The sequence below is a fragment of the Ottowia sp. genome, assembly GCF_046348305.1.
GTDB lineage: Bacteria > Pseudomonadota > Gammaproteobacteria > Burkholderiales > Burkholderiaceae_C > Ottowia.
In genome coordinates this window covers 230,894-255,520 of record NZ_JAXMEM010000004.1, presented here as the reverse complement: position 1 = coordinate 255,520, position 24,627 = coordinate 230,894, and the positions used below count along the sequence as shown (strand labels likewise).

Annotated in this window: 23 protein-coding genes; 7 read left to right on the top strand and 16 right to left on the bottom strand. The window is 69.7% G+C overall.

Annotation, left to right across the window (positions count from 1 at the left end; translation table 11 throughout):
* Nucleotides 1-26 precede the first annotated feature (26 nt).
* Together U1F38_RS05355 and U1F38_RS05350 are read left to right on the top strand one after the other, a co-directional pair.
* Entirely contained in the window at nucleotides 27-2,168 is a 2,142-nt protein-coding gene (locus tag U1F38_RS05355) for a CHASE2 domain-containing protein (protein ID WP_409986020.1), read from the top strand.
* A gap of 37 nt (nucleotides 2,169-2,205) precedes the next feature.
* Complete coding sequence (locus U1F38_RS05350; RefSeq protein ID WP_409986019.1) at nucleotides 2,206-3,726, top strand: Wzy polymerase domain-containing protein; 1,521 nt, start codon at nucleotides 2,206-2,208, stop codon at nucleotides 3,724-3,726.
* Between the two features lie 3 nt (nucleotides 3,727-3,729).
* On the opposite strand, the gene moaC is transcribed toward U1F38_RS05350, so the two are convergent.
* Complete coding sequence (moaC, locus tag U1F38_RS05345) at nucleotides 3,730-4,236, bottom strand: cyclic pyranopterin monophosphate synthase MoaC (RefSeq protein ID WP_409986018.1); 507 nt, start codon at nucleotides 4,234-4,236, stop codon at nucleotides 3,730-3,732.
* 60 nt (nucleotides 4,237-4,296) lie between these two features.
* Between moaC and U1F38_RS05340 the strand changes: the two genes are divergently transcribed.
* Nucleotides 4,297-6,060 (top strand): M48 family metalloprotease, encoded by a 1,764-nt coding sequence (locus U1F38_RS05340; protein ID WP_409986017.1) that lies wholly within the window; start codon nucleotides 4,297-4,299, stop codon nucleotides 6,058-6,060.
* Between the two features lie 204 nt (nucleotides 6,061-6,264).
* Here U1F38_RS05340 and U1F38_RS05335 read toward each other — a convergent pair whose 3' ends face one another.
* The 3 genes from U1F38_RS05335 to U1F38_RS05325 form a co-directional block, all read right to left on the bottom strand.
* The gene (locus U1F38_RS05335; protein WP_409986016.1) at nucleotides 6,265-6,606 is read right to left on the bottom strand and encodes a phage holin family protein; all 342 of its coding nucleotides are present in this window, start codon (nucleotides 6,604-6,606) and stop codon (nucleotides 6,265-6,267) included.
* 25 nt (nucleotides 6,607-6,631) lie between these two features.
* Nucleotides 6,632-7,321, bottom strand: coding sequence for a TerC family protein (locus U1F38_RS05330; RefSeq protein WP_409986015.1), 690 nt, complete (start codon nucleotides 7,319-7,321; stop codon nucleotides 6,632-6,634).
* Nucleotides 7,322-7,690: 369 nt separating this feature from the next.
* Entirely contained in the window at nucleotides 7,691-8,101 is a 411-nt protein-coding gene (locus U1F38_RS05325; RefSeq protein ID WP_409986151.1) for a DUF3717 domain-containing protein, read from the bottom strand.
* Nucleotides 8,102-8,344: 243 nt separating this feature from the next.
* On the opposite strand from U1F38_RS05325, the gene U1F38_RS05320 reads away from it, so the two are divergent.
* On the top strand, nucleotides 8,345-8,776 hold the full coding sequence (locus tag U1F38_RS05320) for a VOC family protein (protein WP_409986014.1): 432 nt from the start codon (nucleotides 8,345-8,347) through the stop codon (nucleotides 8,774-8,776).
* Between the two features lie 54 nt (nucleotides 8,777-8,830).
* On the opposite strand, the gene gap is transcribed toward U1F38_RS05320, so the two are convergent.
* Together gap and tkt are read right to left on the bottom strand one after the other, a co-directional pair.
* Nucleotides 8,831-9,832: a type I glyceraldehyde-3-phosphate dehydrogenase gene (gap, locus tag U1F38_RS05315; RefSeq protein WP_409986013.1), complete on the bottom strand. Its 1,002-nt coding sequence runs from the start codon at nucleotides 9,830-9,832 to the stop codon at nucleotides 8,831-8,833.
* Between the two features lie 133 nt (nucleotides 9,833-9,965).
* Nucleotides 9,966-11,999, bottom strand: coding sequence for a transketolase (gene tkt / locus U1F38_RS05310; RefSeq protein WP_409986012.1), 2,034 nt, complete (start codon nucleotides 11,997-11,999; stop codon nucleotides 9,966-9,968).
* A 179-nt stretch (nucleotides 12,000-12,178) separates the two neighbouring features.
* Between tkt and U1F38_RS05305 the strand changes: the two genes are divergently transcribed.
* The gene (locus U1F38_RS05305; RefSeq protein ID WP_409986011.1) at nucleotides 12,179-12,625 is read left to right on the top strand and encodes a PaaI family thioesterase; all 447 of its coding nucleotides are present in this window, start codon (nucleotides 12,179-12,181) and stop codon (nucleotides 12,623-12,625) included.
* 22 nt (nucleotides 12,626-12,647) lie between these two features.
* On the opposite strand, the gene U1F38_RS05300 is transcribed toward U1F38_RS05305, so the two are convergent.
* From U1F38_RS05300 to U1F38_RS05280, 5 genes are all read right to left on the bottom strand, one after another.
* The gene (locus U1F38_RS05300) at nucleotides 12,648-13,058 is read right to left on the bottom strand and encodes a type II toxin-antitoxin system VapC family toxin (protein WP_409986010.1); all 411 of its coding nucleotides are present in this window, start codon (nucleotides 13,056-13,058) and stop codon (nucleotides 12,648-12,650) included.
* Complete coding sequence (gene vapB / locus U1F38_RS05295) at nucleotides 13,059-13,292, bottom strand: type II toxin-antitoxin system VapB family antitoxin (RefSeq protein ID WP_409986009.1); 234 nt, start codon at nucleotides 13,290-13,292, stop codon at nucleotides 13,059-13,061. It lies immediately after the preceding gene.
* Between the two features lie 79 nt (nucleotides 13,293-13,371).
* Nucleotides 13,372-16,983, bottom strand: coding sequence for a class I SAM-dependent DNA methyltransferase (locus tag U1F38_RS05290; RefSeq protein ID WP_409986008.1), 3,612 nt, complete (start codon nucleotides 16,981-16,983; stop codon nucleotides 13,372-13,374).
* Nucleotides 16,984-17,023: 40 nt separating this feature from the next.
* Nucleotides 17,024-17,410 carry a type II toxin-antitoxin system death-on-curing family toxin gene (locus tag U1F38_RS05285; protein ID WP_409986007.1) on the bottom strand — a complete coding sequence of 129 codons (387 nt, stop codon included), beginning with the start codon at nucleotides 17,408-17,410 and terminating at the stop codon, nucleotides 17,024-17,026.
* Nucleotides 17,407-17,631, bottom strand: a complete 225-nt coding sequence (locus U1F38_RS05280; protein WP_293219742.1) for an AbrB/MazE/SpoVT family DNA-binding domain-containing protein — start codon at nucleotides 17,629-17,631, stop codon at nucleotides 17,407-17,409. Before U1F38_RS05280 ends, U1F38_RS05285 begins: the two co-directional genes overlap by 4 nt.
* 89 nt (nucleotides 17,632-17,720) lie before the next feature.
* Between U1F38_RS05280 and U1F38_RS05275 the strand changes: the two genes are divergently transcribed.
* On the top strand, nucleotides 17,721-18,494 hold the full coding sequence (locus tag U1F38_RS05275) for a nucleotidyltransferase family protein (RefSeq protein ID WP_409986006.1): 774 nt from the start codon (nucleotides 17,721-17,723) through the stop codon (nucleotides 18,492-18,494).
* Between the two features lie 204 nt (nucleotides 18,495-18,698).
* Complete coding sequence (locus tag U1F38_RS05270; RefSeq protein WP_409986005.1) at nucleotides 18,699-19,007, top strand: hypothetical protein; 309 nt, start codon at nucleotides 18,699-18,701, stop codon at nucleotides 19,005-19,007.
* A gap of 111 nt (nucleotides 19,008-19,118) precedes the next feature.
* Here the strand turns inward: U1F38_RS05270 and U1F38_RS05265 are convergent, their stop codons facing one another.
* The 5 genes from U1F38_RS05265 to U1F38_RS05245 all read right to left on the bottom strand — a co-directional run bounded on the left by U1F38_RS05265 (nucleotide 19,119) and on the right by U1F38_RS05245 (nucleotide 24,509).
* On the bottom strand, nucleotides 19,119-20,015 hold the full coding sequence (locus U1F38_RS05265; RefSeq protein ID WP_409986004.1) for a phosphate/phosphite/phosphonate ABC transporter substrate-binding protein: 897 nt from the start codon (nucleotides 20,013-20,015) through the stop codon (nucleotides 19,119-19,121).
* A gap of 173 nt (nucleotides 20,016-20,188) precedes the next feature.
* Complete coding sequence (locus tag U1F38_RS05260; protein ID WP_409986003.1) at nucleotides 20,189-21,769, bottom strand: phytoene desaturase family protein; 1,581 nt, start codon at nucleotides 21,767-21,769, stop codon at nucleotides 20,189-20,191.
* A 7-nt stretch (nucleotides 21,770-21,776) separates the two neighbouring features.
* On the bottom strand, nucleotides 21,777-22,295 hold the full coding sequence (locus tag U1F38_RS05255; protein WP_409986002.1) for a flavin reductase family protein: 519 nt from the start codon (nucleotides 22,293-22,295) through the stop codon (nucleotides 21,777-21,779).
* Complete coding sequence (locus tag U1F38_RS05250; RefSeq protein WP_409986001.1) at nucleotides 22,292-23,575, bottom strand: styrene monooxygenase/indole monooxygenase family protein; 1,284 nt, start codon at nucleotides 23,573-23,575, stop codon at nucleotides 22,292-22,294. The genes U1F38_RS05255 and U1F38_RS05250 overlap by 4 nt, the downstream gene beginning before the upstream one ends.
* Before the next feature lie 151 nt (nucleotides 23,576-23,726).
* The gene (locus U1F38_RS05245; protein ID WP_409986000.1) at nucleotides 23,727-24,509 is read right to left on the bottom strand and encodes an SDR family oxidoreductase; all 783 of its coding nucleotides are present in this window, start codon (nucleotides 24,507-24,509) and stop codon (nucleotides 23,727-23,729) included.
* Nucleotides 24,510-24,627: the final 118 nt, after the last annotated feature.

The following is a 24,627-nucleotide window of genomic DNA, read 5'->3' as shown; positions in this document are numbered from 1 at the left end:
CCAGCGGTGGGTTCCAATACGGGATCATGAGCCCCGCCGCGTCCATCGCCAGCTTGCAGCGCCAACCCTGGCGCGTAGGGTCGGTGCTCGCCCTGCTGCTGCTGGCGCTGGCCCAGGCTGCCGGTGTCTGGCGCCTGCCTCAACTGGAGCGCTGGGACGCGGAACTGGCCGACATGCGCCTGGCCCTCACCATGCCGCACACGCTGGATTCGCGCGTGGTCATCATCGACATCGACGAGGCCAGCCTCCAGTCGCAGGGCCGCTGGCCCTGGTCGCGCGCGCGCTTGGCCGCTTTGGTGCGTGAGCTGACCGAGCGCCAGCAGGTGGCCGCGCTGGGCCTGGACGCCGTGTTGGCCGAGCCCGAGCGTGTCGCAGCCGGCCAGCCGTCATCTGCCTTGGCGCCCGACGACGCGTTGGCGCGCGCCATCGACGGCCGGCCGGTGGCGCTGGGCTACTACTTCACCAGCGACCGCGACGGCCGTCGCAGTGGCCAGTTGCCCGCGCCCCTGGCCGGTCAGGCGCCCTGGCCGCAGCTGCTGCACTGGAGCGGCTACGGCGCCAACCTGCCCGCATTGGCCACCGTAGCACCAGCGGCGGGGTTTTTCAATGCCGTCACCGACAGCGACGGTGTGGTGCGCCGCGTGCCTTTGGTGGCCGGCTTTGACGGCGCGCTGTATGAATCCATGGCCCTGTCGATGCTGCGCCTGGGCCTGCACCCGGCGCCGCTGCGCATTCGTCCGGTCGAGCCGCAGGCCGAGGGTGACCGCGCGCTCACGCTGGCGACGCCGAACGGGCCGCTGGCGCTGATGATGAGCGCGCAAGGCACCGTGCAGGTGCCTTTCCGCGGAGCCGGCGGGCCGCATGGCGGCTCGTTTCGCTACGTCTCGGCGGCGGCGGTGCTGGCTGGGCAGCTGCCGCCGGCCAGCTTGCGCGGGCGCTACGCGCTGCTGGGCTTTACTGCACCGGGCTTGATGGATTTGCGCACCACCCCGGTGGGTGAGGCTTATCCCGGCGTGGAAGTGCACGCCAACCTGATCAGCGGGGTGCTGGACGGCCGCTTGCGCCACCGGCCGAACTGGGCCGCGGCCTACGAATTGGGCTTGCTGTTGGCGCTGGGCACGCTGTTCGTCGCGCTGCTGCCGCGCCTGGGCCTGCTGGGCGTGCTGGGGCTGGGTGGCGCGGCCACGGCGGCGCTGCTGGGGCTGGATGCCGGGCTGTACCTGGGCGGGCATTGGCTGCTGCCGCTGGCGGGGCCGCTGACCTTCGTGGCGGCGGCGCTGGTGCTGGATCTGGCGCTGGGCTACGGCGTGGAGCGCCGTGCGCGCCACCGGCTGGCGCAGCAGTTTGCCAGCTACGTGCCGCCCGAGCTGGTGCGCCAGATGCAGCGCGACCCGCAGCGCTACGACATGCAGGCGCGCACCGAAGAGCTGACGGTGATGTTCTGCGACCTGCGCGGCTTCACCACCCTGGCCGAAACGCAGTCGCCCGCAGCCATGCAGGCGCTGCTGCGCGAGGTGCTGCAGCGGCTGACCGAGGTGATCGCGCGCCACCACGGCACCATCGACAAGTACATGGGCGACTGCGTGATGGCCTTCTGGGGCGCACCGGTGCGCAGCGAGCAGCATGCCCGGCAGGCGGTGGACGCGGCGCTGGAAATTCGCGCCGCGCTGCACGCCCTCAACACCGAGCGCGCCCGCGACGGCCGCGCGCCGCTGGCCGTGGGCATCGGCCTGAACACCGGGCCGATGGCGGTGGGCAACATGGGCACGGCGCTGCGGCGCACCTACACCGTCATTGGCGACGCCGTCAACCTGGCCTCGCGGCTGGAAGGGCTGGCTGCCACCTATGGGGTGGACATCGTCGCCAGCCAGACCACCATGCAGCAAGCCGGCGTGGCCGAGTTCTCATGGCAGGAGCTCGATCGCGTGAGCGTGCGCGGACGCCGCCAGGCCGACCAGATCTTCACCGTGCGCGCCCTGGCCGCGGATGCCGACGCGGCCTTGCAGCGCGAGTTGCAGCAGTGGGAACAGGTGCTGACGCTGTGGCGCGGCGGTCATTTCGAGGCCTGCCAGGCACAGGCACAGGCCCTGGCCCGCCAGCATCCGCGCATGCCCGTGTACGCCCTCTATGCGCAGCGCTGCGCCCAACTGCTGCACGCATCGAGCTGAACGGCAGCGCCGGCCCGCTTGGGCACAATCGCCCCCCATGCCTGCCGCTGCCCATCGCCTGCTCCTGATCGCCGTGGTGGCGCTGCCCTGGCTGTGGCCCTTCACCTCGGGGCCCACCGCGGGCACGCAGCCCTACCTGGTGTCGCTGGCCCTGGGCGCCGTGCTGCTGGTGCTGTGGCCGGCACGCCCGGATACGCGGCAGGCCGCCCGCTGGGTGGCGGCGGGCTGGCTGCTGGCGGCCGTGCTGAGCGCCGTGATCGGGCTGATCCAGTACTTCAACCTGGAGGGCCCGCTTTACCCCTGGATCGATCTGGCGCAGCCCGGGCTGGCGTTTGGCAACCTGCGCCAGCCCAACCAGCTGGCCACGCTGCTGGCGATCGGCCTGGTGGCGCTGCGCACCCAGGTGCCGGTGGGGCGCTGGCCCGCCGCGGCCCTGGCCGGCCTGGCCGCCTTGCTGGTGGTGGCGCTGGCGGCCACGGCCTCGCGCATTGGCCTGGACGAGCTGCTCGCGCTGGCGCTTTTGACGGTGCTCTGGGCGCGCGAGGGCGGGAGGTGGCGCGGCGAGCTGGCGGTGGCGCTGAGCTTGCTGGCGCTGTATGCGCTGGCCGCCCTGACGCTGCCCTGGCTGGCCGAGGCCACCACCGGCGTGGCCGGGCGCGACGTGTTCGAGCGTCTGCGCACGGGCGACAGCCTGTGTGGCAGTCGCGTGACCCTGTGGAGCAACGTGCTGCACCTGATTGCGCAAAAGCCCTGGGCCGGCTGGGGTTGGGGCGAGCTGGCCTATGCGCACTACAGCACCCTGTATGACGGCCCGCGCTTTTGCAACATCCTGGACAACGCCCACAACCTGCCGCTGCACCTGGCGGTGGAGCTGGGCGTGCCGGTGGCGCTGGCGGTGTGCGCGCTGCTGGCCTGGCTGGTCTGGCGCGGCGCGCCCTGGCGCGAGCGCGAGCCGGTGCGCCAGCTGGCCTGGGCGGTGCTGGCGGCCATCGGCTTGCACAGCTTGGTCGAATACCCGCTTTGGTACGGACCGTTCCAGATCGCCGCGCTCATCAGCATCTGGCTGCTGTGGGCCACGCGGGCGGGCGCGGCCGCCGCAGGGCACAGCCAGCTTGTGGCCCTGCGCCGGGGCGCTGGCGTGCTCCTGCTGCTGGCCACCGCTTACGCCGGCTGGGACTATTGGCGCGTGAGCCAGCTCTACCTGCCACTGGAGCAGCGCGCCACGCGCTGGCGCGACGAGCCCATGGCGGCGGCGCGTCAGACCCTGCTGTTTGGCGGCGCGGTGCGCTTTGCCGAAGTCACCACCCGCCCGGTGACGCGCGAGAACGCCGCCTGGATGCTGGACGCCGCCAGCCGCCTGCTGCACTACTCGCCCGAGCCGCGCGTGATCGAGCGCGTGATCGAGGCCGCCACGCTGCTGGGCCGCGACGATGTGGCGCTGGCGCAGCTGGCGCGCTTCAAGGCGGCGTTTCCGGCCGAGGAGCGGCAATGGGCCGAGGACAATCGGCGCATGTTGGAGGGCGCGCGCGCCCTGCAGCGCGGCGCCAGCGCGCCGTGAACTTCAGGCGCGGTCGGCGACAAAATGCCCCGACTTGCCGCCGCGCTTTTCCAGCAGGCGCACCCCGGTGATGGTCATGCCGCGATCCACCGCCTTGCACATGTCGTAGATCGTCAAGAGCGCCACCTGCACGGCCGTCAGCGCCTCCATCTCCACGCCCGTGGGGCCCGTGGTTTCCGCCGTGGCGGTGCAAATCACCGCGCCAGCGCCCGCTGTGTGGGTGCTGTCAGCTTCGAAATCAATAGCAACGCGCGACAACGCCAGCGGGTGGCACAGCGGGATGAGCTCGCTCGTCTTCTTGGCCGCCATGATGCCGGCAATGCGCGCGATGCCCAGCACGTCGCCCTTTTTGGCGCTGCCCGACTCGATCAGCGCCAGCGTTTCGGCCCGCATCTCGATGCGCCCGCCGGCCACCGCCACGCGGTGCGTGGCCGCCTTGGCGCCCACGTCCACCATGTGGGCCTGGCCCTGGGCATCGAAGTGAGTGAGGGGAGAAACGGGCTGGGACATGGCAATCGGAAACAAGGCGGCAGGAACACGGGGTGCGAGTTGGGCATCATAGGGGCAGCCATGAAGACCGTGCTTTCCACACCCCCCGCCGGCGCTCCGCGCGGCGCACGCCGGCTGGCGGCGCTGGCGGCACTCGCCGCGCTGGCCCTGGCCACGGCGCCCGCACCCGCCCAGCCCGTGGCGGCCGATGCGCCGCGCGGCCTGCCCTCGCTGGGCGACGCGGGCGAGATGACACCGCTGGAAGAGCGCAAGCTGGGCGACCTGATTGCGCGCGAGCTGTATCGCGACCCGGACTACATCGACGACGCCGTGGTGGGTGAATACGTGGACGGCATCTGGCGCGCGCTGATGGCCGGCGCGCGCGCGCGCGGCGAGCTGCCGCCCGAGCTGGACGAGCGCTACGCCTGGCGCGTGCTGCTGGGGCGCGACCGCAGCATCAACGCCTTTGCCCTGCCTGGCGGCTACCTGGGCCTGCACCTGGGCCTGGTGGGCGCGGTGGCCTCGCGCGACGAGCTGGCCTCGGTGCTGGGGCACGAAATGAGCCACATCACCCAGCGCCACATCGCGCGCCTGCTGGGCCAGCAAAGCCGCCAGATGCCGCTGCTGATCGCGGCCATGGTGGCGGGCGCCGTGGCCGCCAGCAAGAACCCCCAGGCCGGCGCCGCGCTGGCCGTGGGCGGGCAGGCGGCGGTGATCCAGCAGCAGCTCAATTTCTCGCGCGACATGGAGCGCGAGGCTGACCGCGTGGGCTACGCCGTGATGACCCAGGCCGGCTTTGCGCCGCAGGGCTTCGTCAGCATGTTCGAAAAGCTTCAGGCCGCCGCGCGCGTGGACGACAACGGCGAGTGGCCCTATCTGCGCAGCCACCCGCTCACCACCCAGCGCATTGCCGACATGCAGCAGCGCGTGCAGGCGCTGAAACAGACGCCCGAGCCGCCGCCGGGCCGCCCCAAGGCTGCGAGCGCCCCCTCGGGGGGCAGCGCAGCAGGCGAAGTCGCGGAGCGTGGGGGCACTATCTCGCCGCCGCCGGGCCGCCCCAAGGCTGCGAGCGCCCCCTCGGGGGGCAGCGCAGCAGGCGCAGCCGCGGAGCGTGGGGGCCAAGATATTGAGGCATTGCTGGTGGCGGCGCGCGCACGCGTGCTGTCGCGCCCGGGGGTGGATGCGCTGCGCACCTGGGCGGACGAGCCCGGCCAGAGCGGCTTTGCCAGCCAACCGCTGGCGCGCCGCGCCGGGGTGCTCTATGCCGCCGCGCTGGCGCAGGTCGAGCTGCGCGATCTGCCGCGCGCCCAGGCGCTGGCCGCGCAATTGCTGCCCCTGGTGGCCGGCCACCCGCGCGCCACGCACCAGGTGCATCTGCTGCAGGCTGAACTGGCCTTGCGCGCCGACCAGCCGCAGCGCGCCCTGGATCTGTTGAAGGCCGAAGCACCGGCCACGGCGAGCGATCCGCAAAGCCAGGCCGGGCGCGCGGCCTTGCTGCTGCGCGCGCAGGCGCTCACGCGCACCGGCCAGGCCGGCGAAGCCGCTTCGCAGTTGCGCACCTGGGTGGGCGACCATGCGCAGGACGCCGGCGCCTGGCAGGCCCTGGCACAGGCCGAGACCGCACAAGGCCAGACGCTGCGCGCCTTGCGCGCCGAAGGCGAGGCCCCCATGGCGCAACTGGACTATGGCGGCGCCGTCAACCGCTGGCGCGCCGCGCAGGACTGGGCACGCCAGCACCCGGGCGGCAGCGCCGATCTGATCGAGGTGAGCATCGTGGACGCGCGGCTGCGCCAGGCGCAGGCGCTGCTGCAGCAGCAGCGCGAGGACGAAAAGAAGTTTCGGTGAGGCGATACACCCCCAGTCTCCACTTGCTGCGCGATGTTTCGCCCAGCCCCTGAAGGGAGCCGGGCCACTGGCCCGACGCGGCCTGCAAGGCTCACCCCTGGCCGGGGGGCCGGCCGCGGCGATCGCTGGCCTGGCCTGCTCCGCGGCCCTTCGTCTGGTTGCGTTTCAGGCGCTGCGGGCGTCGGGACAACCCAGGCGCGGCGCTCACCCGCGCTGCAGCACCGCGTCGATCAGCAGGCGCAGCGCCGAGTAGATCAGCGAGCCGATCAGTGCGGCCCAGAAGTCCTTGACGTGAAAGCCCTGGAGCAGCCCCGAGGCCGCCCAGAACATCAGCGCGTTGATGACGAACAGGAACAGCCCGAGCGTGACGATGGTGATCGGTATCGTCAGCACCACCAGCACCGGCCGCAGCAGCACGTTCAGCAGGCCGATCACCAGCGCCGCCCACATGGCCGCGCCGAAGCTCGCCACCGTCACGCCGCTGTACAGGTAGGCCACGCCCAGCAGGGCCAGCGCCGACAGAACCCAGTTCAGAATCAGTCCCATGGCGCCAGCATAGCGCAGTCGCGTGTCAATCGTCGTGGGCTGCGGCGCGGCGGCGCGTGCTCCAGCGCGCCGCGCCCAGCACGCCCACGATGGCCAGCGCCACCAGGGCCCAGCGCGCCACGGTGGCCGCGCCGCCCAGCCAGCGCGCCAGCAGGGGCTCGGCATTGATCATCGAAGCGGCCGTGAACGCCAGCACCGCCGCACCCAGCTGGATGATGATGGGAAAGCGCTCGACCAGCCGGAGCACCAGGGTCGAGCCGAACACCACGATCGGCACGCTGATGAGCAGGCCGATCACCACCAGGTCCATCGCCCCGTGCGCCGCGCCGGCCACGCCCAGCACGTTGTCGATGCCCATCAGCGCGTCGGCGATCACGATGGTCTTCATCGCGCCCCAGAAGGTGGTTGCGGCCGGGCCGTGCTCCTCGCTGGCATCGCCCGTGTCGGCCACCAGCTTGTAGGCGATCCACAGCAGGCCCAGGCCGCCGGCCAGCATCAGGCCGGGGATCTTCAGCAGCCACACCACGACCAGCGTCATCAGCGTGCGCACGCCGATGGCGCCCACCGTGCCCCAGATGATGGCCTTGGTTTGCAGCGACTTGGGCAGGCTGCGCGCCGCCAGGGCAATGACGATGGCGTTGTCACCGGCCAGCACCAGGTCGATCAGGATGATGGCCAGCAGGGCGGACCACCAGGGGGCGGAGAGAAATTCCATGACGAGAGGCTCCAGAAGTTGCAAGGCATCGATCCGCTTGGTGCGCCCAGGTCCTGGCGGGCTTGCAGCGATGCGGGCACGGGGCCCCAGGGGTTTGCGGCAAGACCTGCGAGATTCGACCAAACGCACCCCGAGCGGGGTTTGATCGAAGGTCTTGCTCGGCAGCTGGCCCCAAACGGGGCAGGCTGCCCGTCGGCCCGGAAGGCGGCAAAGGCCCGGGGCCTTCGCGCTTCGTATTGACGAGCCGGCGATGCCGCACCAGGGCGGTGCGGCGGGGAGCTACTCCCCTTCAACAACCAAGTATTGGACCATTCATCGGCGGTTTTGGCAAGACGGACCTCACTGCGCTGCGCTCCCGCTCGCGTCGATTCAACCGGGCGAGCGCGCACGCTCGGCATAGCGGGTAAAGCGCAGCGCCGTGCCCTCGCGCGTGATGCGCCGCCACACCGCGCGCTTGGCCCAGGGACTCAGGGCCGGCCAGTCGCGCACTTCGTCCTCGGTGCGTCCGCAGCCCTTGCACACGGCGTCGCCCTGGCTGGTGGAGCAGATGGCGATGCAGGGCGCGTCGGGCGTGTGGGCATACCAGTCGAGCCAGGCCTGGCGTGCGGGCGTGGAGAGCTGTGCGGCACTCACGGTGTCGCGGCGCTCGATCACCATCCGCGCATACAGCTCCGCCAGCGCCGCCAACTGCGGCGCCAGGGCGGCATCGGCCCCGGCGGGCGCGCATTCGCGCCAGTGGTTGATGGCCGCTTCGAGGTCGGTGATGTGCAGCATGTCCATGGGCACAGTATCGCGCGGTGGGGCGGGCATGCGATGCATTGCTGTTGCGTCGCCCGCACGCATCGGCAGGCCCCAGGGCGGCCGCGAGCGAACGTGTTCACGAACCGATGGTCCATGTAGGCCCGAATTTTTTCCCGACGACGTCGATGCGCCAATCGCCGTAGGCTTGCGGTCTGGGCGCTCGTCGGCCCGCTTCACGCGGCGCCGCGCTGCTGCATCGATTCAACCCCTTGGACACCCACCATGACCCCTGGTTTTTCCGTTCAGCGCATCGATCACCTGGTGCTGCGCGTGCGCGATCTGGCTGCCAGCATCGACTTCTACGGGGCCGTGCTGGGCTGCGCCGTCGTCAAGCGGCGCGACGATCTGGGGCTGGTGCATCTGCGCGCCGGGGCGTCGATGATCGACCTGGTCAGCGTGGACGGACCGCTCGGACGCAAGGGCGGCGGCGCGCCGGCCACCGGGGGCCGCAACCTCGACCACTTTTGCCTGCGCATCGACCCGTTCGACGAAGCGGCGCTGCGCGCGCATCTGAGCCGGCATGGCGCTGCGCCCGAGGGCGCCGTCGTCCGCAATTTCGGCGCCGAGGGTTTTGGCCCGTCGCTGTATCTGACGGACCCGGACGGCAACCAGATCGAGCTGAAAGGCCCGTCCAGCCCTGTGGCGCCCGCCTGAGAGACGCGGCACCCGCCGCCCGAAAGGGCGCCCGGCGCCAGCGTCTGGCGCGGCTTACTTGCCCGCCACCACCCGCACCATGTCCAGGCAGCGGTTGGAGTAGCCCCACTCGTTGTCGTACCAACTCACCAGCTTGACGAAGGTGCTGTCCAGCGCGATGCCGGCGTCGGCGTCGAAGATGGAGCTGCGCGGGTCGTGGCGGAAGTCGGTGGCCACCACCTTGTCCTCGGTGTAGCCCAGGATGCCCTTCAGCTTGCCTTCGCTCTGCGCCTTCATCTCGGCGCAGATCTCGGCGTAGCTGGCGGGCTTTTCCAGCTCCACCGTCAGGTCCACCACCGACACGTCCGACGTCGGCACGCGAAAGGACATGCCCGTCAGCTTGCCCTTGAGCTGGGGCAGCACCACGCCCACCGCCTTGGCCGCGCCGGTGCTGCTGGGGATGATGTTCTCCAGAATGCCGCGCCCGCCGCGCCAGTCCTTGTTGCTGGGGCCGTCCACGGTTTTTTGCGTGGCGGTGGCCGCGTGCACGGTGGTCATCAGGCCGCGCTTGATGCCCCACTTGTCGTTGAGCACCTTGGCCACCGGGGCCAGGCAGTTGGTGGTGCAGCTGGCGTTGCTGATGATCGGCTCGCCCGCGTACTTGGCGCAGTTGACGCCGTGCACGAACATGGGCGTGTCGTCCTTGCTGGGCGCGCTCATGATGACTTTTTTGGCGCCGGCGTCGATGTGCTTTTGCGCCGTTTCCTTGGTCAGGAACAGGCCGGTCGATTCGATCACCACCTCGGCGCCCACTTCGCCCCACTTCAGGTTGGCGGGGTCGCGCTCGGCCGTCAGGCGGATCTTCTGGCCGTTGACCACCAGGGTGCTGCCCTCCACCTTGACCTCGCCGTCGAACTTGCCGTGCACGCTGTCATAGGTGAGCATGTAGGCCAGGTAGTCGGGCTCCAGCAGGTCGTTGATGCCGACAACCTGGATGTCCTTGTAGTTGGCAATTGCCGCGCGAAACACCATGCGCCCGATGCGCCCGAAGCCGTTGATGCCGATCTTGATGGTCATAGTGGTTTCCTTTTGCTAAGTAATTGATAGCTGCTTGCGCTTGTCCATCAAGCGCTGGAGGCTGATTTGGCCCAAAAACCGAATCCGCGCAGGCTGGGTTGCGCTGCGCCAATCCAGCCTGCAGGCCTGACGCTCAACGCCGGCCCAATGCCGCGCGCACCGTGGCCGCCACGTTCTCGGGCGTGAAGCCGAAGTGCTCGAACAGCACCGGCGCCGGCGCCGACTCGCCGAAGCGGTCGATGCCGACGACGGCCGCGCAGCCGTACTTCCACCAGCCGTCGGTCACGCCCATCTCGACGGCGATGCGCGGCAGGCCGGCGGGCAGTACGGCCTTCTGGTATTTGGCGTCCTGCCGGTCGAAGGCGGTGGTGCTGGGCATGGAGACCACGCGCACGGCGATCTTTTGCGCCGCCAGCAGCTCCTGCGCCTTCAGCGCCAGGTGCACCTCGCTGCCGGTGGCGATGATGACGGCCTGGGTCTTCTTCTTCAGGCCCACGTCGGCCGGCTCGCTCAGCACGTAGGCGCCGCGCGAGATGTCGCCCAGGTCGCGCTTGGGCAGGTAGGGCAGGTTCTGGCGGCTCAGCAGCAGCGCGGTGGGCTGGTGGCGATTTTCCAGCGCCACGGCCCAGGCCACCACGGTCTCGGCGGTGTCGGCCGGGCGCCAGACGGCCAGGCCCGGAATCAGGCGCAGGCTGGCGGCGTGCTCGATCGACTGGTGCGTGGGGCCGTCCTCGCCCAGGCCGATGCTGTCGTGCGTGAACACGTGCACCACGCGCTGCTTCATCAGCGCCGCCATGCGGATGGCGTTGCGGCTGTAGTCGCTGAAGGTCAGGAAGGTGCCGCCGTAGGGGATGAAGCCGCCATGCAGCGCAATGCCGTTCATGATGGCGGCCATGCCGAACTCGCGCACGCCGTAGTTGATGTGGCGCCCGCCCTGGCCGGCCTCGTTCTTGACCACCGCGCCCTGCTCGTCGAAGCGCAGGTTCAGCGTGTGCGCCGTCAGCGTGAGGTTGGAGCCCGTCAGGTCGGCGCTGCCGCCCAGCAGCTCGGGCAGCTCGGCGGTCAGCGCCTCCAGCGCCAGCTGGCTGGCCTTGCGGCTGGCCACGGTCTCGGCCTTGGTGTGCGCCTCGACGGCGGCATCCACCGCCACCTGGGCAAAGTGGCGCGGCAAGTCGCCCCCCACGCGGCGCGCGAACTCGCTGGCCAGCGCCGGGTGCACGGCGGCGTAGTCGGCAAAGGCGTCGTCCCAGGCCTGCTCGGCGGCCTGGCCCGCCACCTTGGCGTCCCAGTCGGCGTAGACGTCGGCCGGAATCTCGAACGGGCCGTATTCCCAGCCCAGCGCGCTGCGCGTCAGGGCAATTTCGTCGGCGCCCAGCGGCTCGCCGTGCGCCTTGGCGGTGTCCTGGCGGTTGGGGCTGCCCTTGCCGATGTGCGTCTTGCAGATGATCAGCGTGGGCTTGCCGCTGGCGCGCCGGGCCTGCTCGATGGCGCGGTCCACGCCGTTGACGTCGTGACCGTCGATCGGGCCGATCACGTTCCACTGATAGGCCTTGAAGCGGCCCGCCACGTCGTCGACGAACCAGGGCTGCACGCGCCCGTCGATGCTGATGCCGTTGTCGTCGTACAGCGCGATCAGCTTGTCCAGCTTCCAGGCGCCGGCCAGCGCGCAGGCCTCGTGGCTGATGCCCTCCATCAGGCAGCCGTCGCCCATGAAGACATAGGTGTGGTGGTCCACGATGGCGTGGCCGGGTTGATTGAATTCGCTGGCCAGCAGCTTTTCGGCCAGCGCCATGCCCACCGCGTTGGCCAGGCCCTGGCCCAGCGGACCGGTGGTGGTCTCCACGCCGGGGGTCAGGCCATGCTCGGGGTGGCCGGGCGTCTTGCTGTGCAGCTGGCGAAAGTGCTTCAGCTCCTGCATCGGCAGCTCGTAGCCCGTCAGGTGCAGCAGCGCGTACAGCAGCATCGAGCCGTGGCCGTTGGACAGCACGAAGCGGTCGCGCCCCGGCCACTGCGGATTGGCCGGGTTGTGCCGCAGGTGGCGCGCCCACAGCGCCACCGCCATGTCGGCCATGCCCATCGGCGCGCCGGGATGGCCCGACTTGGCTTGTTGAACGGCGTCCATGGCCAGCGCGCGAATCGCGTTGGCCATGCGAGAGGGGTTTGCCATGAGGCGGCTCCAGTGGGCGGGTGCGGCGGGGGTAAACCCCTGATTTTACCGGCCGCCAATGGCCCTGCGAGGCGGCCCCTTAATGGGGGTCAGATCATCTTTTTGCTGTCGCCTGCGACAACCGCCGGCGCCGCGCGAGCCGCTATGCTGGCCCGTTGCCTTGCATCCGGAGTCCCCTCGTGTCCCCCTCGCATCCCGCCATCCCGCCCGGCTTTCGCCCGCTGTCTGCCGACAGCGGCTTCATCGGCGTCAACGGCCCGCTCTATCTGCTGCACCAGGGCGAGGACGTGCGCCTGGGCCTGCGCGTGGAGCCGCGCCACGTCAACCCCATGGGCAACCTGCACGGCGGCATGATGGCCAGCTTTTGCGACATGCTGATCCCGCTGACGGTGCACCGCACCAGCCAGCAGCCCGGGCGGCGCTTTCTGCCCACCATCAGCCTGCAGATCGACTACCTGGCGCCCGCGCCGCTGGGCTGCTGGATCGAGGGCCGGGCCGAGCTGCTGCGCGCCACGCGCACGCTGGTGTTCGCGCAGGGCCTGGTGACGGCCGACGGCGTGCCCTGCGCGCGCGCCAGCGGGGTGTTCAAGATCGGGCCGGAGTTGCCGGCGGGGTTTGGGGCTTGAGCGCCAGGCGGACGGTTGGCGTTTATCGAAGGCTCTTGACCCAGTTCTCCATCACCAGTCCCGGCACCCGCGCGAACTCGCCCAGGTTGTTGGTGACCAACGCCAGTCCCTCGCTGCGGGCGTGCGCGGCAATGTGCAAATCGTTCACGCCAATGGGCAGCCCTTGTTTTTCCAGCGCGGCGCGAATGCTGCCGTAATGCTGCGCCGCCTTGGCGCCGTAGGGCAGCACCTCCAGGCGACTGCAAAAATCTTCCACGGTGGCCAGGTTCTGCTCCACGTGGCGGCTCTTTTCGGCGCCGTGCATCAACTCGGCCAAGGTGATGGCGGAGATGGCCATGCGCTCGGCGTTGGCGTTGAAGGTCTCCAACACCTCGATCGGCCGGCGCTTGAGCACGTAGATGACGATGTTGGTGTCCAGCAGATAGCGCAGCATTTACAGCGCTTCCCGCTCGGGCTGATCTTGGCTTGCGCGCTCGGTCAGAAAATCGTCGCTGACCGTCGGCCCATCGTGAAAAAAGCTGTCCCAGGTGCTCTCCAGCGGGGTGATGATGCGCTCCGTCCCGCGCGCGCGTACCCGCACCCGGCGCACGCCTTCGGGCAGGCGCAACTCGGCCGGCAGCCGCACCGCCTGGGTGCGGTTGTTGGTGAAGACGGTGGTGGTGGTCATGGCGGCACCCTATGTATATGGCGCAAGTATATGGCGGTATGACTCGGATGTCCATCGCGCGGCACGGGCGGTGCCCGCCTCACCCCCGCCACCCCGCCTCGCCATCCAGCGCCACCGCCTGCGCGCGGCCCAGGGCTTCCAGGGTGGCGAGCAGGGTGGGCAGGCTTTTTTTCCAGGCACCGCGCCCCTTGAAGTGCGCCTCGATGGCGGGCAGGGGCAGGGGCGCCTTGGCCTGGGCCAGCACGGCGGCGACGGCGCGCACCTGGTCGGGCAGGGCCGAGGGCCAGGGCTGGGGAGCGAATTGCTCTGGTTTCGATAGTGATTTCTCAGTGCTCGAATCGGCCTCTGGCGCTCGATGATCAAGCGCGATCAGCTCTTGTTTCGATAGTGATTTTTCAGGATTCTGGAACGCCGGGCGCAACCAGCGCACCTGGCCGGCGGCTTCTTCCTGGGCGCGCTGGGCGTTGAGTTGCACCAGCCGGGCCAGCACGGCCTCGGTGTCGGCGTCAGGCGGCAGGCCGTAGGCGGCGCGCGCGGCGGCGTCCAGCTCGTCGTGCAGCTCGCGCAGCACGCCGACCAGGCCCTGGGCGTGGATGGCCTTTTCCTTGGGCGTCAGCACGCGGCCCTCGCGCAGGGCGGCCAGCACGTTGTACAGGCCGGTCAGGGTCAGCTTCTCTTTCCCCCTTTCTGGCTCCCTCTCCCGCTGGGAGAGGGCAGGGGTGAGGGCCGGCGGCCCCAGCACGCGCTTGCGGTGGGCGTCGATCTGCTCGGCCAGCTGGGCGATGCGCTGGCGCAGCGCGGGCGTGAGGCCGGTGTCGGCGTCGGGGAAGGGGAAGGTTTCGAAGCAGCGGGATTTGACGTACACCGGGTCGTTGCCCACGCCCAGCCAACTGCCTGCGGCCAGTGCCCAGTCGATGTGCGCCTGGCTGGAGAGCACCCCCAGGGCAAAGGCGTCATCCAGCGCGATGGCGACGAGCTTGTTGTCGGGCAGGATGGAGGCGCCCAGAAACTGGAAGGTGCGGTGCTTGGCGGTTTCGACGGTGGCGATGTAGCGGGGCAGGCCGGCCAGTTGCTTGCGCAACTTGGGGTTGGTTTCGCCAAACAGCCACCAATTTTTGCGCCGGCTTTCGCGGTTGTTTGTGTCGCGCTCGGGCTTTACCTTGTCGTGCAGCCACTGGTAGACGGCGGGGTGCTGGCTGCGCAGTTCCTCCGCGCTCAGGCCGAAGGCGTCGATGACCATGGCGCCGCGCGGGGTGTCGGTCAAATCGCGCCCGTTGCGGTAGGGGCGGATCAAACGCTGCTGGCCCTCACCCCCACCCTCTCCCAGAGGGAGAGGGAGCAATGCAGCAGCCTGCTCGGGGGTGACGATGAAGCCGGCGCCAAACAGTTGCACGCCGCGGTTGCTGAGGTTCAGGTTGGCGCGCAAGGCCTGGGCGGCGGCCACGTTGGCGCCGATGCTGAGGTCGGCATGGATCAAGCCCTCGCGCTGCGTCAGCGTCACGGCCATTTCGCCATGCTCGCCGGGCTGCTCGTCGGTCACCGTGAGCAGCGCGCCCTCTCCGCTGCTTGCGGCCAGCACGCTTATGGCGATGCGCACGTCGGCGTTGCCGGCGCCGTCGACCCAGGGGTGGTCGGGGACGGCCATGGCCAGGTGCGTGCCTTGCTCCAGCGCGGCCTGCACCACGCGGCGGTTGAAGGTCTGGCGCAGGCTGTTGGTGGTGATCAGGCCCATGCGCTGCGCCTGGCCGCTGGCCACCAACGCGGCGGCGTGCTGCCACCAGTGCATGACAAAGTCGCAGCTTTCGGGCACCTCGGGCCAGGCCGCGCGCAGGGCTTCGGCATAACCATCGCCCAGGGCGGCGCGCAGGCTGGCGGCGCCGATGAAGGGCGGGTTGCCGACGATGAAATCGGCTTGCGGCCACGCGGCCTTGCGGGCGCCGAGGTACTTCCACTGCGGCACCTGCGCGGCTTCGTCGGGCACTGGCTGGCCGGTGGTGGGGTGGGGCTTGAAGGTGCGGCCGTCCCAGCGCGAGAGCAGTTGACCGTTGTCATCCAGCGCGGGCTCTTGCGCGTCCCAGGCCAGCACGGCGTCGCGGCATTCGATGTTGCCGTAGTTGTGCACCACGGGCTCGGCCACGCTGGCCAGGCCGCGCGTGCGCACGTGCCATTGCAGCCAGCCGATCCACAGCACCAGCTCGGCGAGAGCCGCGGCGCGCTCGTTCAGCTCGATGCCGCGCAGCTGCTGCAGGGTCACCGTCTCGCCCTCGAAGCCGAGCGCGTCTTGCGCGTGGCCCAGGTCCTGCAGCTGGTTGATGACTTCGCCTTCCAGGCGCTTCAGGTGCTCGAGCGTGACGTACAAGAAGTTGGCGCTGCCGCAGGCCGGGTCGAGCACGCGCACCGTGCACAGGCGGTGGTGAAAGGCGTGGATGTGGGCGCGCGCGTCGGCCAGCTTGTCGTTCTGCGCCTTGCCTTGCAGGGTGGCGGCCTCGCGCGCCAGCATCAGGGCGGCCGCGCGGGCGTCGGCCCAGTCGGCGCGCAGGGGCTCGATGACGGTGGGCAGCACCAGGCGCTCGACGTAGGCGCGCGGGGTGTAGTGCGCGCCCAGGGCGTGGCGCTCGGTGGGGTCGAGCGCGCGCTCGAGCAGGGTGCCGAAGATGGCGGGCTCGACCTCGCGCCAGTTGCAGCGCGCCGCCGCGATCAAAAGCTCGATCTGCTCGGGCGTGAGAAGCAGGCTGTAGCCGGCGTCCTGCGCGCCCTTGAACAGCTTGCCGTTGAAGTGCAGCACCCGCCCGGCCAGCGCGGCGGAGAAGCCGCCGTGGTCCATGTCGGCCCACAGGATGCGCAGCATGTGCTGCAGGGTTTCGGGCTCGGCGCGGTGGGTTTGCAGCAGCTGGGTGAAGGCGCCCTTGGGCAGCAGCTCCACGTCCTCGGCAAACATGGAAAAGAGGCAGCGGGTGAGGTAGTTTGCTACAACTTCAGAAGCTTTTTGCGCTTGATGGGTGGGCGCTGCGGCCTGATTTGGCTTGAAACCCCCGCTGGCCTCCAGCGACTGCGAAAGGCGCGCCAGCAGCGCCGCCACCTCGCGCGTGACCTGGGCGCTGATGCGCGCGGGGTTGAGGCTGGCGGGGTCTTGCCAGATTTGCACCAGGCGCTGGCGCAGCTCGGGGCGGGCCAAGTCGGCCAGCGCGATGCGGTGACTGCGCGGGTCGGGATACGGCGTGTAGGTGGCGCCGCTCTGGCTGAACTCGGCATACAGCTCGATCACGTTGCCTACGTCCACCACGATCAGGAACGGCGGGCGGCCCTCGGCGGCGGGCAGGGCGCGCGCGTAGCCCTCGGCCTGGCTGCGGGCGCGCAGCAGGCCGTCGTCGAAACCGCGGGTAGTGGCAGCGGCCTTGAGCTTCTTGGCCTCCAGCACGAAGCAGCCGCGCCGGTAGCAGTCGATGCGCCCGGCGCTGGTGCTGCCGTCGCCATGGGCAAAGGTGACGGGGCGCTCGAACATGTAGTCCTGCGCCGGCGTGGGGTGGGGCTTGGGCACGCCCAGCAGCTCGCACAGCTCGATGACGAAGCTTTGCGCGGTGGCCAGCTCGCTGGCCTGCACGCCGGACCAGCGGGCGATGAAGGCGGTGGCGGCAGCGTGGGCGGCGTCTGCGGGGTCGGTTGCGGCGGCGAGGTCGGGCGGCGGGGGCATGGCGGGCAATGATAGGTGCGGCTTGCCCACCGCCGGTGGCTCAGCCGCGCGGCGCGGCGTGGCGGCGCAGCCAGTCGGCCAGGGTGTCTTCGGGGAGGTCGCCGGCGGCCAGGGCGAGCATGGTGCGCGTGGTGTCGGCCTGGCTGGCGGTCAGGCGCCAGTCGTTCAGGTGCAGAAACAGGCCGATGGAAAGCAGCGCGGCGCGCTTGTTGCCGTCGATGAAAGGGTGGTTGCGAGCAATGCCCCAGCCGTAGCTGGCGGCCAGCGCGGCCACGTCGGGCTGGCCGTAGGCCACCAGGTTTTGCGGGCGCGCCAAGGCCGCGTCGAGCAGTCCCTCGTCACGGATGCCGGGGCTGCCGCCGTGCTCGGCCAGGCTTTCGGCGTGCAGCAGCAGCAGCGCTGGCTTGCTGATCCAGCGCGAGGTCATTTGGCGAGCTGGTGGAAGGTGTCGCGGTATTCGCGCATGAACTCGCGCCCTGCGTTCAGCTCTTCATCCAGCGCCGGGTCGTAGGGTGTGAGGATGAAGCCGTCGGCGCACTCGGTCAGGAACACCGATTCGCCCTTTTGCAGCTTGAGTTTGGCCAGCGCGTCCTTGGGCAGGATCACGCCCACCGAATTGCCGATCTGCGTGAGTTTGAGGGTGTGCATGGCGGGCTCCTGACGTTATTACAGACGTAATAATAAATCGGTGCAACGCGGCTGTCCAGCGTGCGCCGCCGATCTTCTACAGTCACGCCATGACCCTGGACGCCTGCCCCGCGCCGCGCGCGCTGATTTTGGCCGCCGGCCGCGGCGAGCGCATGCGCCCGCTGACCGACCGCACGCCCAAGCCCTTGCTGCCGGTGCGCGGGCGCCCGCTGATGCAGTGGTGGGTGGACGCGCTGGCGCGCGGCGGCGTGCGCGAGATCGTGGTCAACACGGCCTGGCTGGGGGAGCAGATTGAGAGCCATTTTGGCCCCGAGCGCTTGCTGGATGGGCGCGAGCGGCTATCAAAAAATGATTTACCGGCCATCCGCTTCTCGTCCGAGGGCCGCGACTTCGGCCGTGCGCTGGAGACGGCCGGCGGCATTGCGCGTGCGCTGCCGCTGCTGGCGCCGGCGACGGACGACGTGTTCTGGGTACTGGCGGGCGACATCTTTGCGCCCGACTTTCAGTTCGATCCCGCGGCGGCGGCGCGCTTTGCCGCCAGCGGCCGGCTGGCGCACCTGTGGCTGGTGCCCAATCCGGCGCACAACCCGCAGGGCGACTTCGGCCTGTCGGCCGACGGCCTGGCGCTGAACGAAGCGCCGGCGGGCGGGGTGCGCCACACGTTCAGCACCGTGGCGCTGTATCGGCGCGCCTTGTTCGAGCCGCCCTGGTGCGACATCGCGCCCGGCAACCCCGAGGGCGTGGCCGCACCGCTGGCGCCGCTGCTGCGCCGCGCCATCGCGGCGGGGCAGGTCAGCGCCCAGCTCTACACCGGGCCCTGGACCGACGTGGGCACGCCCGAGCGCCTGGCCGCGCTGAAATAGCGGGGGCGGGCTGCCTGCACCGCGCCGTGGGCGGGCCGCACAATTCTTTCCATATCTGAAACAGTCAAATCACCCGATGTGACTTTTTTAAACCGGTCGATCGTCGCAAACTACGTTCCATCGAAGGCAGCAAGCGCCGACCCTCGACACCGGAAGCGGCCTCAGGCCGTTCTCTTTGAAACCGTTTTGAAAAGGAAAACCATCATGACCAAGTTCAACGCCTCCATCGCCGCTGTTGCCGCCGCTGTCCTGCTGTCGGGCAACGCGTTTGCCGCCTCGCTGCAACCCGCCGCCGGCGAAGGCCCCTTCTTCAATGAAACCGCGCTGGCCGCCAGCAGCGTGCAGCGCGCGGACGTGCGCGCCGATGCGGCCCGCCAACTGCCCGCCGCCGGCGAGCTGAGCGCGCAAGCCGCGCCGGCCGCGCCCACCGCCATGAGCCGTGCCGAAGTGCGCGCCGCCACGCGCGACGCGATTGCCCGCGGCTATCGCGTGGCCGCCGGCGAAAACGCCTGATGTCCGTCGGCGGGCCTGATCGCCCGCCGTGCCGCATCGCCTGCATCACCCCGGACGGGTTTGCCCGTCCGGGGTGATGGCTTTTTGGGGGGGCGCGCGCCGCGCGCGGGCTCAGCGCGCGGCGGGCGTCTTGGCCTCCAGCCACTGCAGCAGCGCCAGCAGGCGCGGCTGGGGGTCGGTGTCGAAGTTCTTCAGGCCGATGGCGGCGAGCTGGCTAGCGCCTTGTGGCGTATCGGCCAAGGCCACCATGCCGGCGCGCAGAGCCGCCACTTGCTCGGGCGAGATGCGCCGCCCGGCGATCAGCGGCAGGAAGGGCTGGGCGCGGCTGGTGTGCAGCACGCGCAGACCGTCCTTGTCCAGCCGCTTGGCGGCGCCCGAGTAGGAGGCGATGCCGCCGATTTGCGCCAGCTTGTTGTTGAGCGAAAACGGGATTGCCGCCTGCTCGCGCACGTAGTAGGTCTGCTCGGGCAGCACGCGCAGGCCGCGGTCGCGCAGCTCGGCGGTGCAGAAGGTGGTCATGTAGGCGATGTCCTCGGGCAGGATCAGGCGCTTGCCGCTGATGTCCTTGACGTCCTCGATCGTCTTGTAGGGCGAGTCCTTGGGCACCACCAGCAGGCAGTGGCCGTCGGGGCGCGTGGTGGTGACGGCGCGGTAGCCATGGTCGCGCACGCCGCGCGCCGGGTAGTCGCTGGGGCGGGCGATCACCAGATCGAAGGTGCCGCTTTTCATGCCCTCGTCCAGCGCGCGGAAATCGCGCACGTACTTCACGCGCACCGGCTGGCCCAGGGCCTGCTGCATCACGTCGGTGAGCGGCTTGTACTTGGCGGCGATCTGCTCGTCGGTGACGGCGCTGCCGCCGCCCGAGGTGCCCTCGCTGACGGCAAACAGCAGGCCGGTGGGCGCGGCGGCCGGGGCTGCGGCAGCGGGCGCGGCGCTGGCCGAAGCGCCCAGGCACAAGGCGGCGAAGGCCAGCACGGCGCTGGCCACGGAGGAACTGCGGGATTTCATAAAAACGTGAACTTTCGTGTAGGTCTGCTGATTATGACTTTGTTCACGAAAATTACAAATGCGCACGTCACCTTCTTGCGGCGGCGCGTCCGGTGGGGGCGCGTGGGGCCGCCGCGCCAGCGCCATCGAGCGCCCCCGCGGGGCGGCGTCTTCCGGGCCCGGCCGGTGTGGCCCTATTTCTTGGCCAGCGCGTTGGCGACGTGAAAGCCCGAGGCACCGCCCAGGCCCGGCCCCGGATGGGTGGACGCTCCGATGTGCCAGAGGTGCTTGACCGGCGTGGCGTGGTCCTTGGTGCCGCGCAGGGGGCGCCAGAACATGTACTGGTCCACGCTGCATTCGCCCGAATACGGATCGCCCCCCACCAGGTTCATGTTCAGCCGCTCCAGGTCGCCCGGCGAGATGACCGAGCGGCCGACGATGCTGGCCTGGAGGTTGGGGATGAAGCGCGCCAGGCGCTCCAGGATGCGGCCGGCGTAGCGCTCGCGGATCTCGGGCGTCCAGCGGCCGTCGGCCGGCGCGGCGATCTCGCCCAGCGCATCGCCCTTGATGACGCGCGGGCACTCGGGCAGCTGAATCCACAGCACCGCGCCGCCGGCCGGTGCGCGCGAGGCGTCGAGCGCGGTGGGGTGGCACACCACGATGGTGCCCTCGGCCGGCAGCAGGCCGCGCTCGGCTTCGTTGACGGCGCGCGAGACGCCCTCGAGGCCGGGCGTCAGGTGCAGATACACCACGTCGTTGAGCTGCGCGTCGTTCCACTGCGGCGGCTGTGACAGCGCCAGGTGGATTTGCATGTTGCCCTTGCCGTAGCGGTATTCGGCCGCCTGCTGGCGGATCGGCTCGGGTGTGGCGGCGGGCGGAATCAGGCGGCCATAAAGCTGGGTGGGCGTGACGTTGCAGATGACGTTTTTGGCCTGCCACTGGCGGCCATCGGTGCAGCGCACACCCTGGGCCTTGCCGCCCGCGATCAGGATTTCGGCCACGTCGGCATTCACGTGCAACTCGCCGCCGGCCTGCTCGATGACGGCCTTGAAGGCGTCCACCGTGCGCGCGTTGCCGCCCTTGACCAGCGGCAGGCCCACGCCCTCCAGCGTGAAGGCGATCACCTGCGCCATCAGCGCCGACATGGGCGACTCGGGCCCCAGGCCGGTGTGCAGCACCCAGGGCGCGAGCACCGCCTTGACCAGGTCGGACTTGAAGTGCGTGTCCAGCCAGGCGCGCGCGCTTTGCATGGCGGGGCTGAAAAAGCCCAGCGTCTCGTGCGCGCCCTGCTTCCACACGCGCCCCAGCATCATCTTGCCGATCTGCGAGCTCCACAGCTCGTTGCCCAGCAGGGCAAAGATCAGCTCGGCGTTCTGCTCGACAAAGCCGATGCCGGCGCGGTAGGCGTCGCCGTCGCCGGCGGCCAGCGCATTCATCGCGCGCACGTTCTCGTCGCGGTTGGTGCGCAGCACGAAGGAGCGCCCGTCGGGCAGCAGCACGCCGGTGGGCGCCGCGCTGTTGACGTATGTGAGGCCTGCGCCGTGCAGCGCGTCCTTCAGCTCGGCGTAGCCGGGCGAGGTGACGAACAGCGGGTGCGCGGTGGACAGGGTGTCGTGCAGGTAGCCGGGCGCGGTGAGAGCGTCGGTGCGGATGCAGCCGCCCAGTTGCGCCTCGCGCTCGAGCACGCAGACCTTCTTGCCGCGCCGCGCCATGACGGCGGCGCACACCAGCGAGTTGATGCCGCTGCCGACGATGATGGCGTCGAATTTGCTCATGGTGTCTTCAGGTGTCGAGGGTCAATCGGACGCGTTTTTGATCGGCGCTCTGCTCGTACTCCGGCACCGCGTAGCGCCCGCGATAAAACAGCAGGGGCGCGGTGCTGCGCGTGGTCAGGTGCTCGACGCGGCCGATCAGGATGATGTGATCACCGCCTTCGTAGCGGTATTCGACCGAGCACTGGAACACCGCCATGCAGCCTGGCAACAGCGGCACGCCGCCCAGGCCTTCGCCGATTTCGCTGCCGGCGAACTTGTCTTCCCCGGCCCTGGCGAAGCGGTCCGACAGGGCCTGCTGGTCGTGCGCCAGCACGTGGATGCAGAAATGCTGGGTCGCCTGAAACGCGGGCAGGCTCCACGATTTCTTGGCCAGGCTCCAGAGCACCAGCGGCGGGTCGAGCGACAGGGCGGCGAAGCTGTTCACCGTCACGCCGATGCGCTCGCCAGCCGGGCCCAGCGTGGTGACCACGGTGACCCCGGTGGCGAAGTGCCCCAGCGCGTTGCGCAGATCGCGGGCGTCTATCACTTGCCGCCCTTGGCCGCAGCTTCGGCGATCGCGCGCTTGTTCGACTCTTCGTCAAACCAGTAGTTGGCGTAATCGCGCGGGTCGTTGAAGCCGTTGGCCAGGCGCGAGGCCAGTGCCGGGATTTGCGTGGCGGCGCCCATCATGTTGACGATGTATTCGGGTGGCGGGAACAACATGCTGTTGGTCCAGCGCACCACCTTCTCGGCGTAGCCGTTGTACAGCGCATCAAAGGTCTGGTTCATCCAGGCCTCGTCAAACGGCTGGCTGCCGCGCGCCATGATGGCGTCAAAGTAGTGCTTGGCGCCCATGGTGGCGTTGTTGGAGCCCTGGCCGGTGATCGGGTCGTTGACGATGACGGCATCGCCCAGGCCCATCACCTTGCGCCCTGAGGGCAGGTGCAGCACCGGGTTGCGCACGCAGGGGCGGAAGCGCCCGGCGAGGATGCCGTTGTCGTCGGTCAGCTGGCAGTCCTTCATGCGCTCGTATTCCCAGGGCAGGAACTGCTTCATGATGTCGATGCTCATCTGCAGGTGGTCGGCCGCGTCCTTGCACTCGTGCCAGCGGTCCATCGGACCGCCGGGGACGCCTTCCATCACCATGATGTCGCAGGGCTTGCTCTTGCCCGATCCATAAGGGCCGTCGACAGTGAGCGAGGGGAAGACGAAGTATTCGCCCACGCCCGGGATCAGGTTGAAGTTGACGCACTCGATGTAGTCGTGGCGCTTCATGCCGGTGAGGTAGGTCAGGGCCAGGCTGCGCATGGGCTGCTTGACCGGCGAGCGCTCCTCGTTCACGGTCAGCATCTTGACGATCTCGCCCTTGCCGCCGGCCAGCAGCACCAGGTCGTGCGTGCCCGCGAGTTCTTCCATCTCGGCAACGCCCACGTCCACGATGTGCAGCTTGCCGCCGCGGCGCACGAACTCATCCATCCAGCCGGGGTATTTCAGGCGTTGATCCACGGCTTGGCCGGGCTTTTCCAGAGCCGCGTACCAGTGAATGGCCTTGGTGCCCGAGCCGTCGGGGTTGGGAATCACGAAGGAGATGCCGTCGGTGTTGGGGCAGTCCTTTTCCCACTGGTTCATGGCCCAGTCGCGCTCGATCTGCAGCTTCATGTCGAAGATGAACTGCGAGGACATCACCTTGCCGTTCCAGAAGCTGGCCTGGTCGCGGTTGGTGTAGATGGTGACCTGATGGCCCTGGTCGAGCAGGCCGGCGCCCAGCAGCAGGCCGGCCTGGCCGCCGCCGATGATGGCAATGGTGCGGGGGGTTTGGGTGGTCATGGTGTTTGTCTCCGGGGGTGTTGTTGCGGTTTGGTTTTCATGCTCCCTCCCCCGCTGGGGGAGGGTTGGGGTGGGGGCCAGCGGCGGTGCGCAGCGTGACGCCGCAAGCCCCCATCCCCGCTTTCCCCCAGCAGGGGAAGGCGTTGACGGATCAGCCCGTCAGCCGGCCAATGGCGGCGGTGCGCGCCTCGGGGCCCAGCGCCTGGTAGCCGCCATCCACGGCGTAGTTGGCGCCGGCCACGAAGCTGGCCTTGTCCGACAGCAGGAAGGTGACCACGTTGGCCACCTCGGCCGGCAGGCCCAGGCGGCCCAGGATGTGGTAGTCGGCGGCCACGGCGTCGGCCTTGGCCTTGTCGCCACCGGCCATGCCCTCGATCACCGAGGACCAGGTCCAGCCCGGCGACACCGAGTTGACGCGGATGTTTTGCGGCGCCAGATCGAGCGCGGCATTGCGCGTGAACTGCACCATGGCCGCCTTGCTGATGGGGTAGAGCCAGCGCCCGGTCTGCGCGGCAAAGGCCGAGATCGACGCAAAGTTGACCACCGCGCCGCCGCCGCGCTTTTGCATGTGCGGCACGCAGGCCTGCAGCATCATGGCCGCGCCCACCACGTTGACGTTCCAGCTCTGGTTCCACTCAGCCCGGGTGGAGGTGGCGCCGTTGTCCACATAGCTGGCGGCGCAGTTGACCAGGCAGTCGATGCCGCCCAGTGCCTTCACCGTCTCGGCCACGCAGGCGGCGATGGAGGCGTCGTCGGACACGTCGGTGGCGATGAAGCGGCTGCCGGCGTGGCGCTGGGCCACCTGTGGACCCTTGGTGGTGTCGATGTCGGCAATCACCACCTGGCAGCCTTCGGCCACCAGTGCGGCGACCACGCCTTCGCCAATCATGGTGGCGCCGCCGGTGACGATGGCCACCTTGTTTTTCAAGCTCATGAATGTCTCCTTGGCATCGGTTTCGCGGACGCGAAACGTGAAGGAGAGTGTGGGGAATGCTTTAAGCGTGAACTATCCGCAATGCGCGGCGGTGCTATCCGCAATGCGCATCGACTGG

Bases quoted from the DNA above. Each gene is read 5' to 3' on its own strand.
- U1F38_RS05355 (WP_409986020.1), top strand. From the start codon at position 27: ATGAGCCCCGCCGCGTCCATCGCCAGCTTGCAGCGCCAACCCTGGCGC.
- U1F38_RS05350 (WP_409986019.1), top strand. From the start codon at position 2,206: ATGCCTGCCGCTGCCCATCGCCTGCTCCTGATCGCCGTGGTGGCGCTG.
- moaC (WP_409986018.1), bottom strand. From the start codon at position 4,236: ATGTCCCAGCCCGTTTCTCCCCTCACTCACTTCGATGCCCAGGGCCAG.
- U1F38_RS05340 (WP_409986017.1), top strand. From the start codon at position 4,297: ATGAAGACCGTGCTTTCCACACCCCCCGCCGGCGCTCCGCGCGGCGCA.
- U1F38_RS05335 (WP_409986016.1), bottom strand. From the start codon at position 6,606: ATGGGACTGATTCTGAACTGGGTTCTGTCGGCGCTGGCCCTGCTGGGC.
- U1F38_RS05330 (WP_409986015.1), bottom strand. From the start codon at position 7,321: ATGGAATTTCTCTCCGCCCCCTGGTGGTCCGCCCTGCTGGCCATCATC.
- U1F38_RS05325 (WP_409986151.1), bottom strand. From the start codon at position 8,101: ATGGACATGCTGCACATCACCGACCTCGAAGCGGCCATCAACCACTGG.
- U1F38_RS05320 (WP_409986014.1), top strand. From the start codon at position 8,345: ATGACCCCTGGTTTTTCCGTTCAGCGCATCGATCACCTGGTGCTGCGC.
- gap (WP_409986013.1), bottom strand. From the start codon at position 9,832: ATGACCATCAAGATCGGCATCAACGGCTTCGGGCGCATCGGGCGCATG.
- tkt (WP_409986012.1), bottom strand. From the start codon at position 11,999: ATGGCAAACCCCTCTCGCATGGCCAACGCGATTCGCGCGCTGGCCATG.
- U1F38_RS05300 (WP_409986010.1), bottom strand. From the start codon at position 13,058: ATGCTGCGCTATCTGCTGGACACCAACATCGTCATCTACGTGCTCAAG.
- vapB (WP_409986009.1), bottom strand. From the start codon at position 13,292: ATGACCACCACCACCGTCTTCACCAACAACCGCACCCAGGCGGTGCGG.
- U1F38_RS05290 (WP_409986008.1), bottom strand. From the start codon at position 16,983: ATGCCCCCGCCGCCCGACCTCGCCGCCGCAACCGACCCCGCAGACGCC.
- U1F38_RS05285 (WP_409986007.1), bottom strand. From the start codon at position 17,410: ATGACCTCGCGCTGGATCAGCAAGCCAGCGCTGCTGCTGCTGCACGCC.
- U1F38_RS05280 (WP_293219742.1), bottom strand. From the start codon at position 17,631: ATGCACACCCTCAAACTCACGCAGATCGGCAATTCGGTGGGCGTGATC.
- U1F38_RS05275 (WP_409986006.1), top strand. From the start codon at position 17,721: ATGACCCTGGACGCCTGCCCCGCGCCGCGCGCGCTGATTTTGGCCGCC.
- U1F38_RS05270 (WP_409986005.1), top strand. From the start codon at position 18,699: ATGACCAAGTTCAACGCCTCCATCGCCGCTGTTGCCGCCGCTGTCCTG.
- U1F38_RS05265 (WP_409986004.1), bottom strand. From the start codon at position 20,015: ATGAAATCCCGCAGTTCCTCCGTGGCCAGCGCCGTGCTGGCCTTCGCC.
- U1F38_RS05260 (WP_409986003.1), bottom strand. From the start codon at position 21,769: ATGAGCAAATTCGACGCCATCATCGTCGGCAGCGGCATCAACTCGCTG.
- U1F38_RS05250 (WP_409986001.1), bottom strand. From the start codon at position 23,575: ATGACCACCCAAACCCCCCGCACCATTGCCATCATCGGCGGCGGCCAG.
- U1F38_RS05245 (WP_409986000.1), bottom strand. From the start codon at position 24,509: ATGAGCTTGAAAAACAAGGTGGCCATCGTCACCGGCGGCGCCACCATG.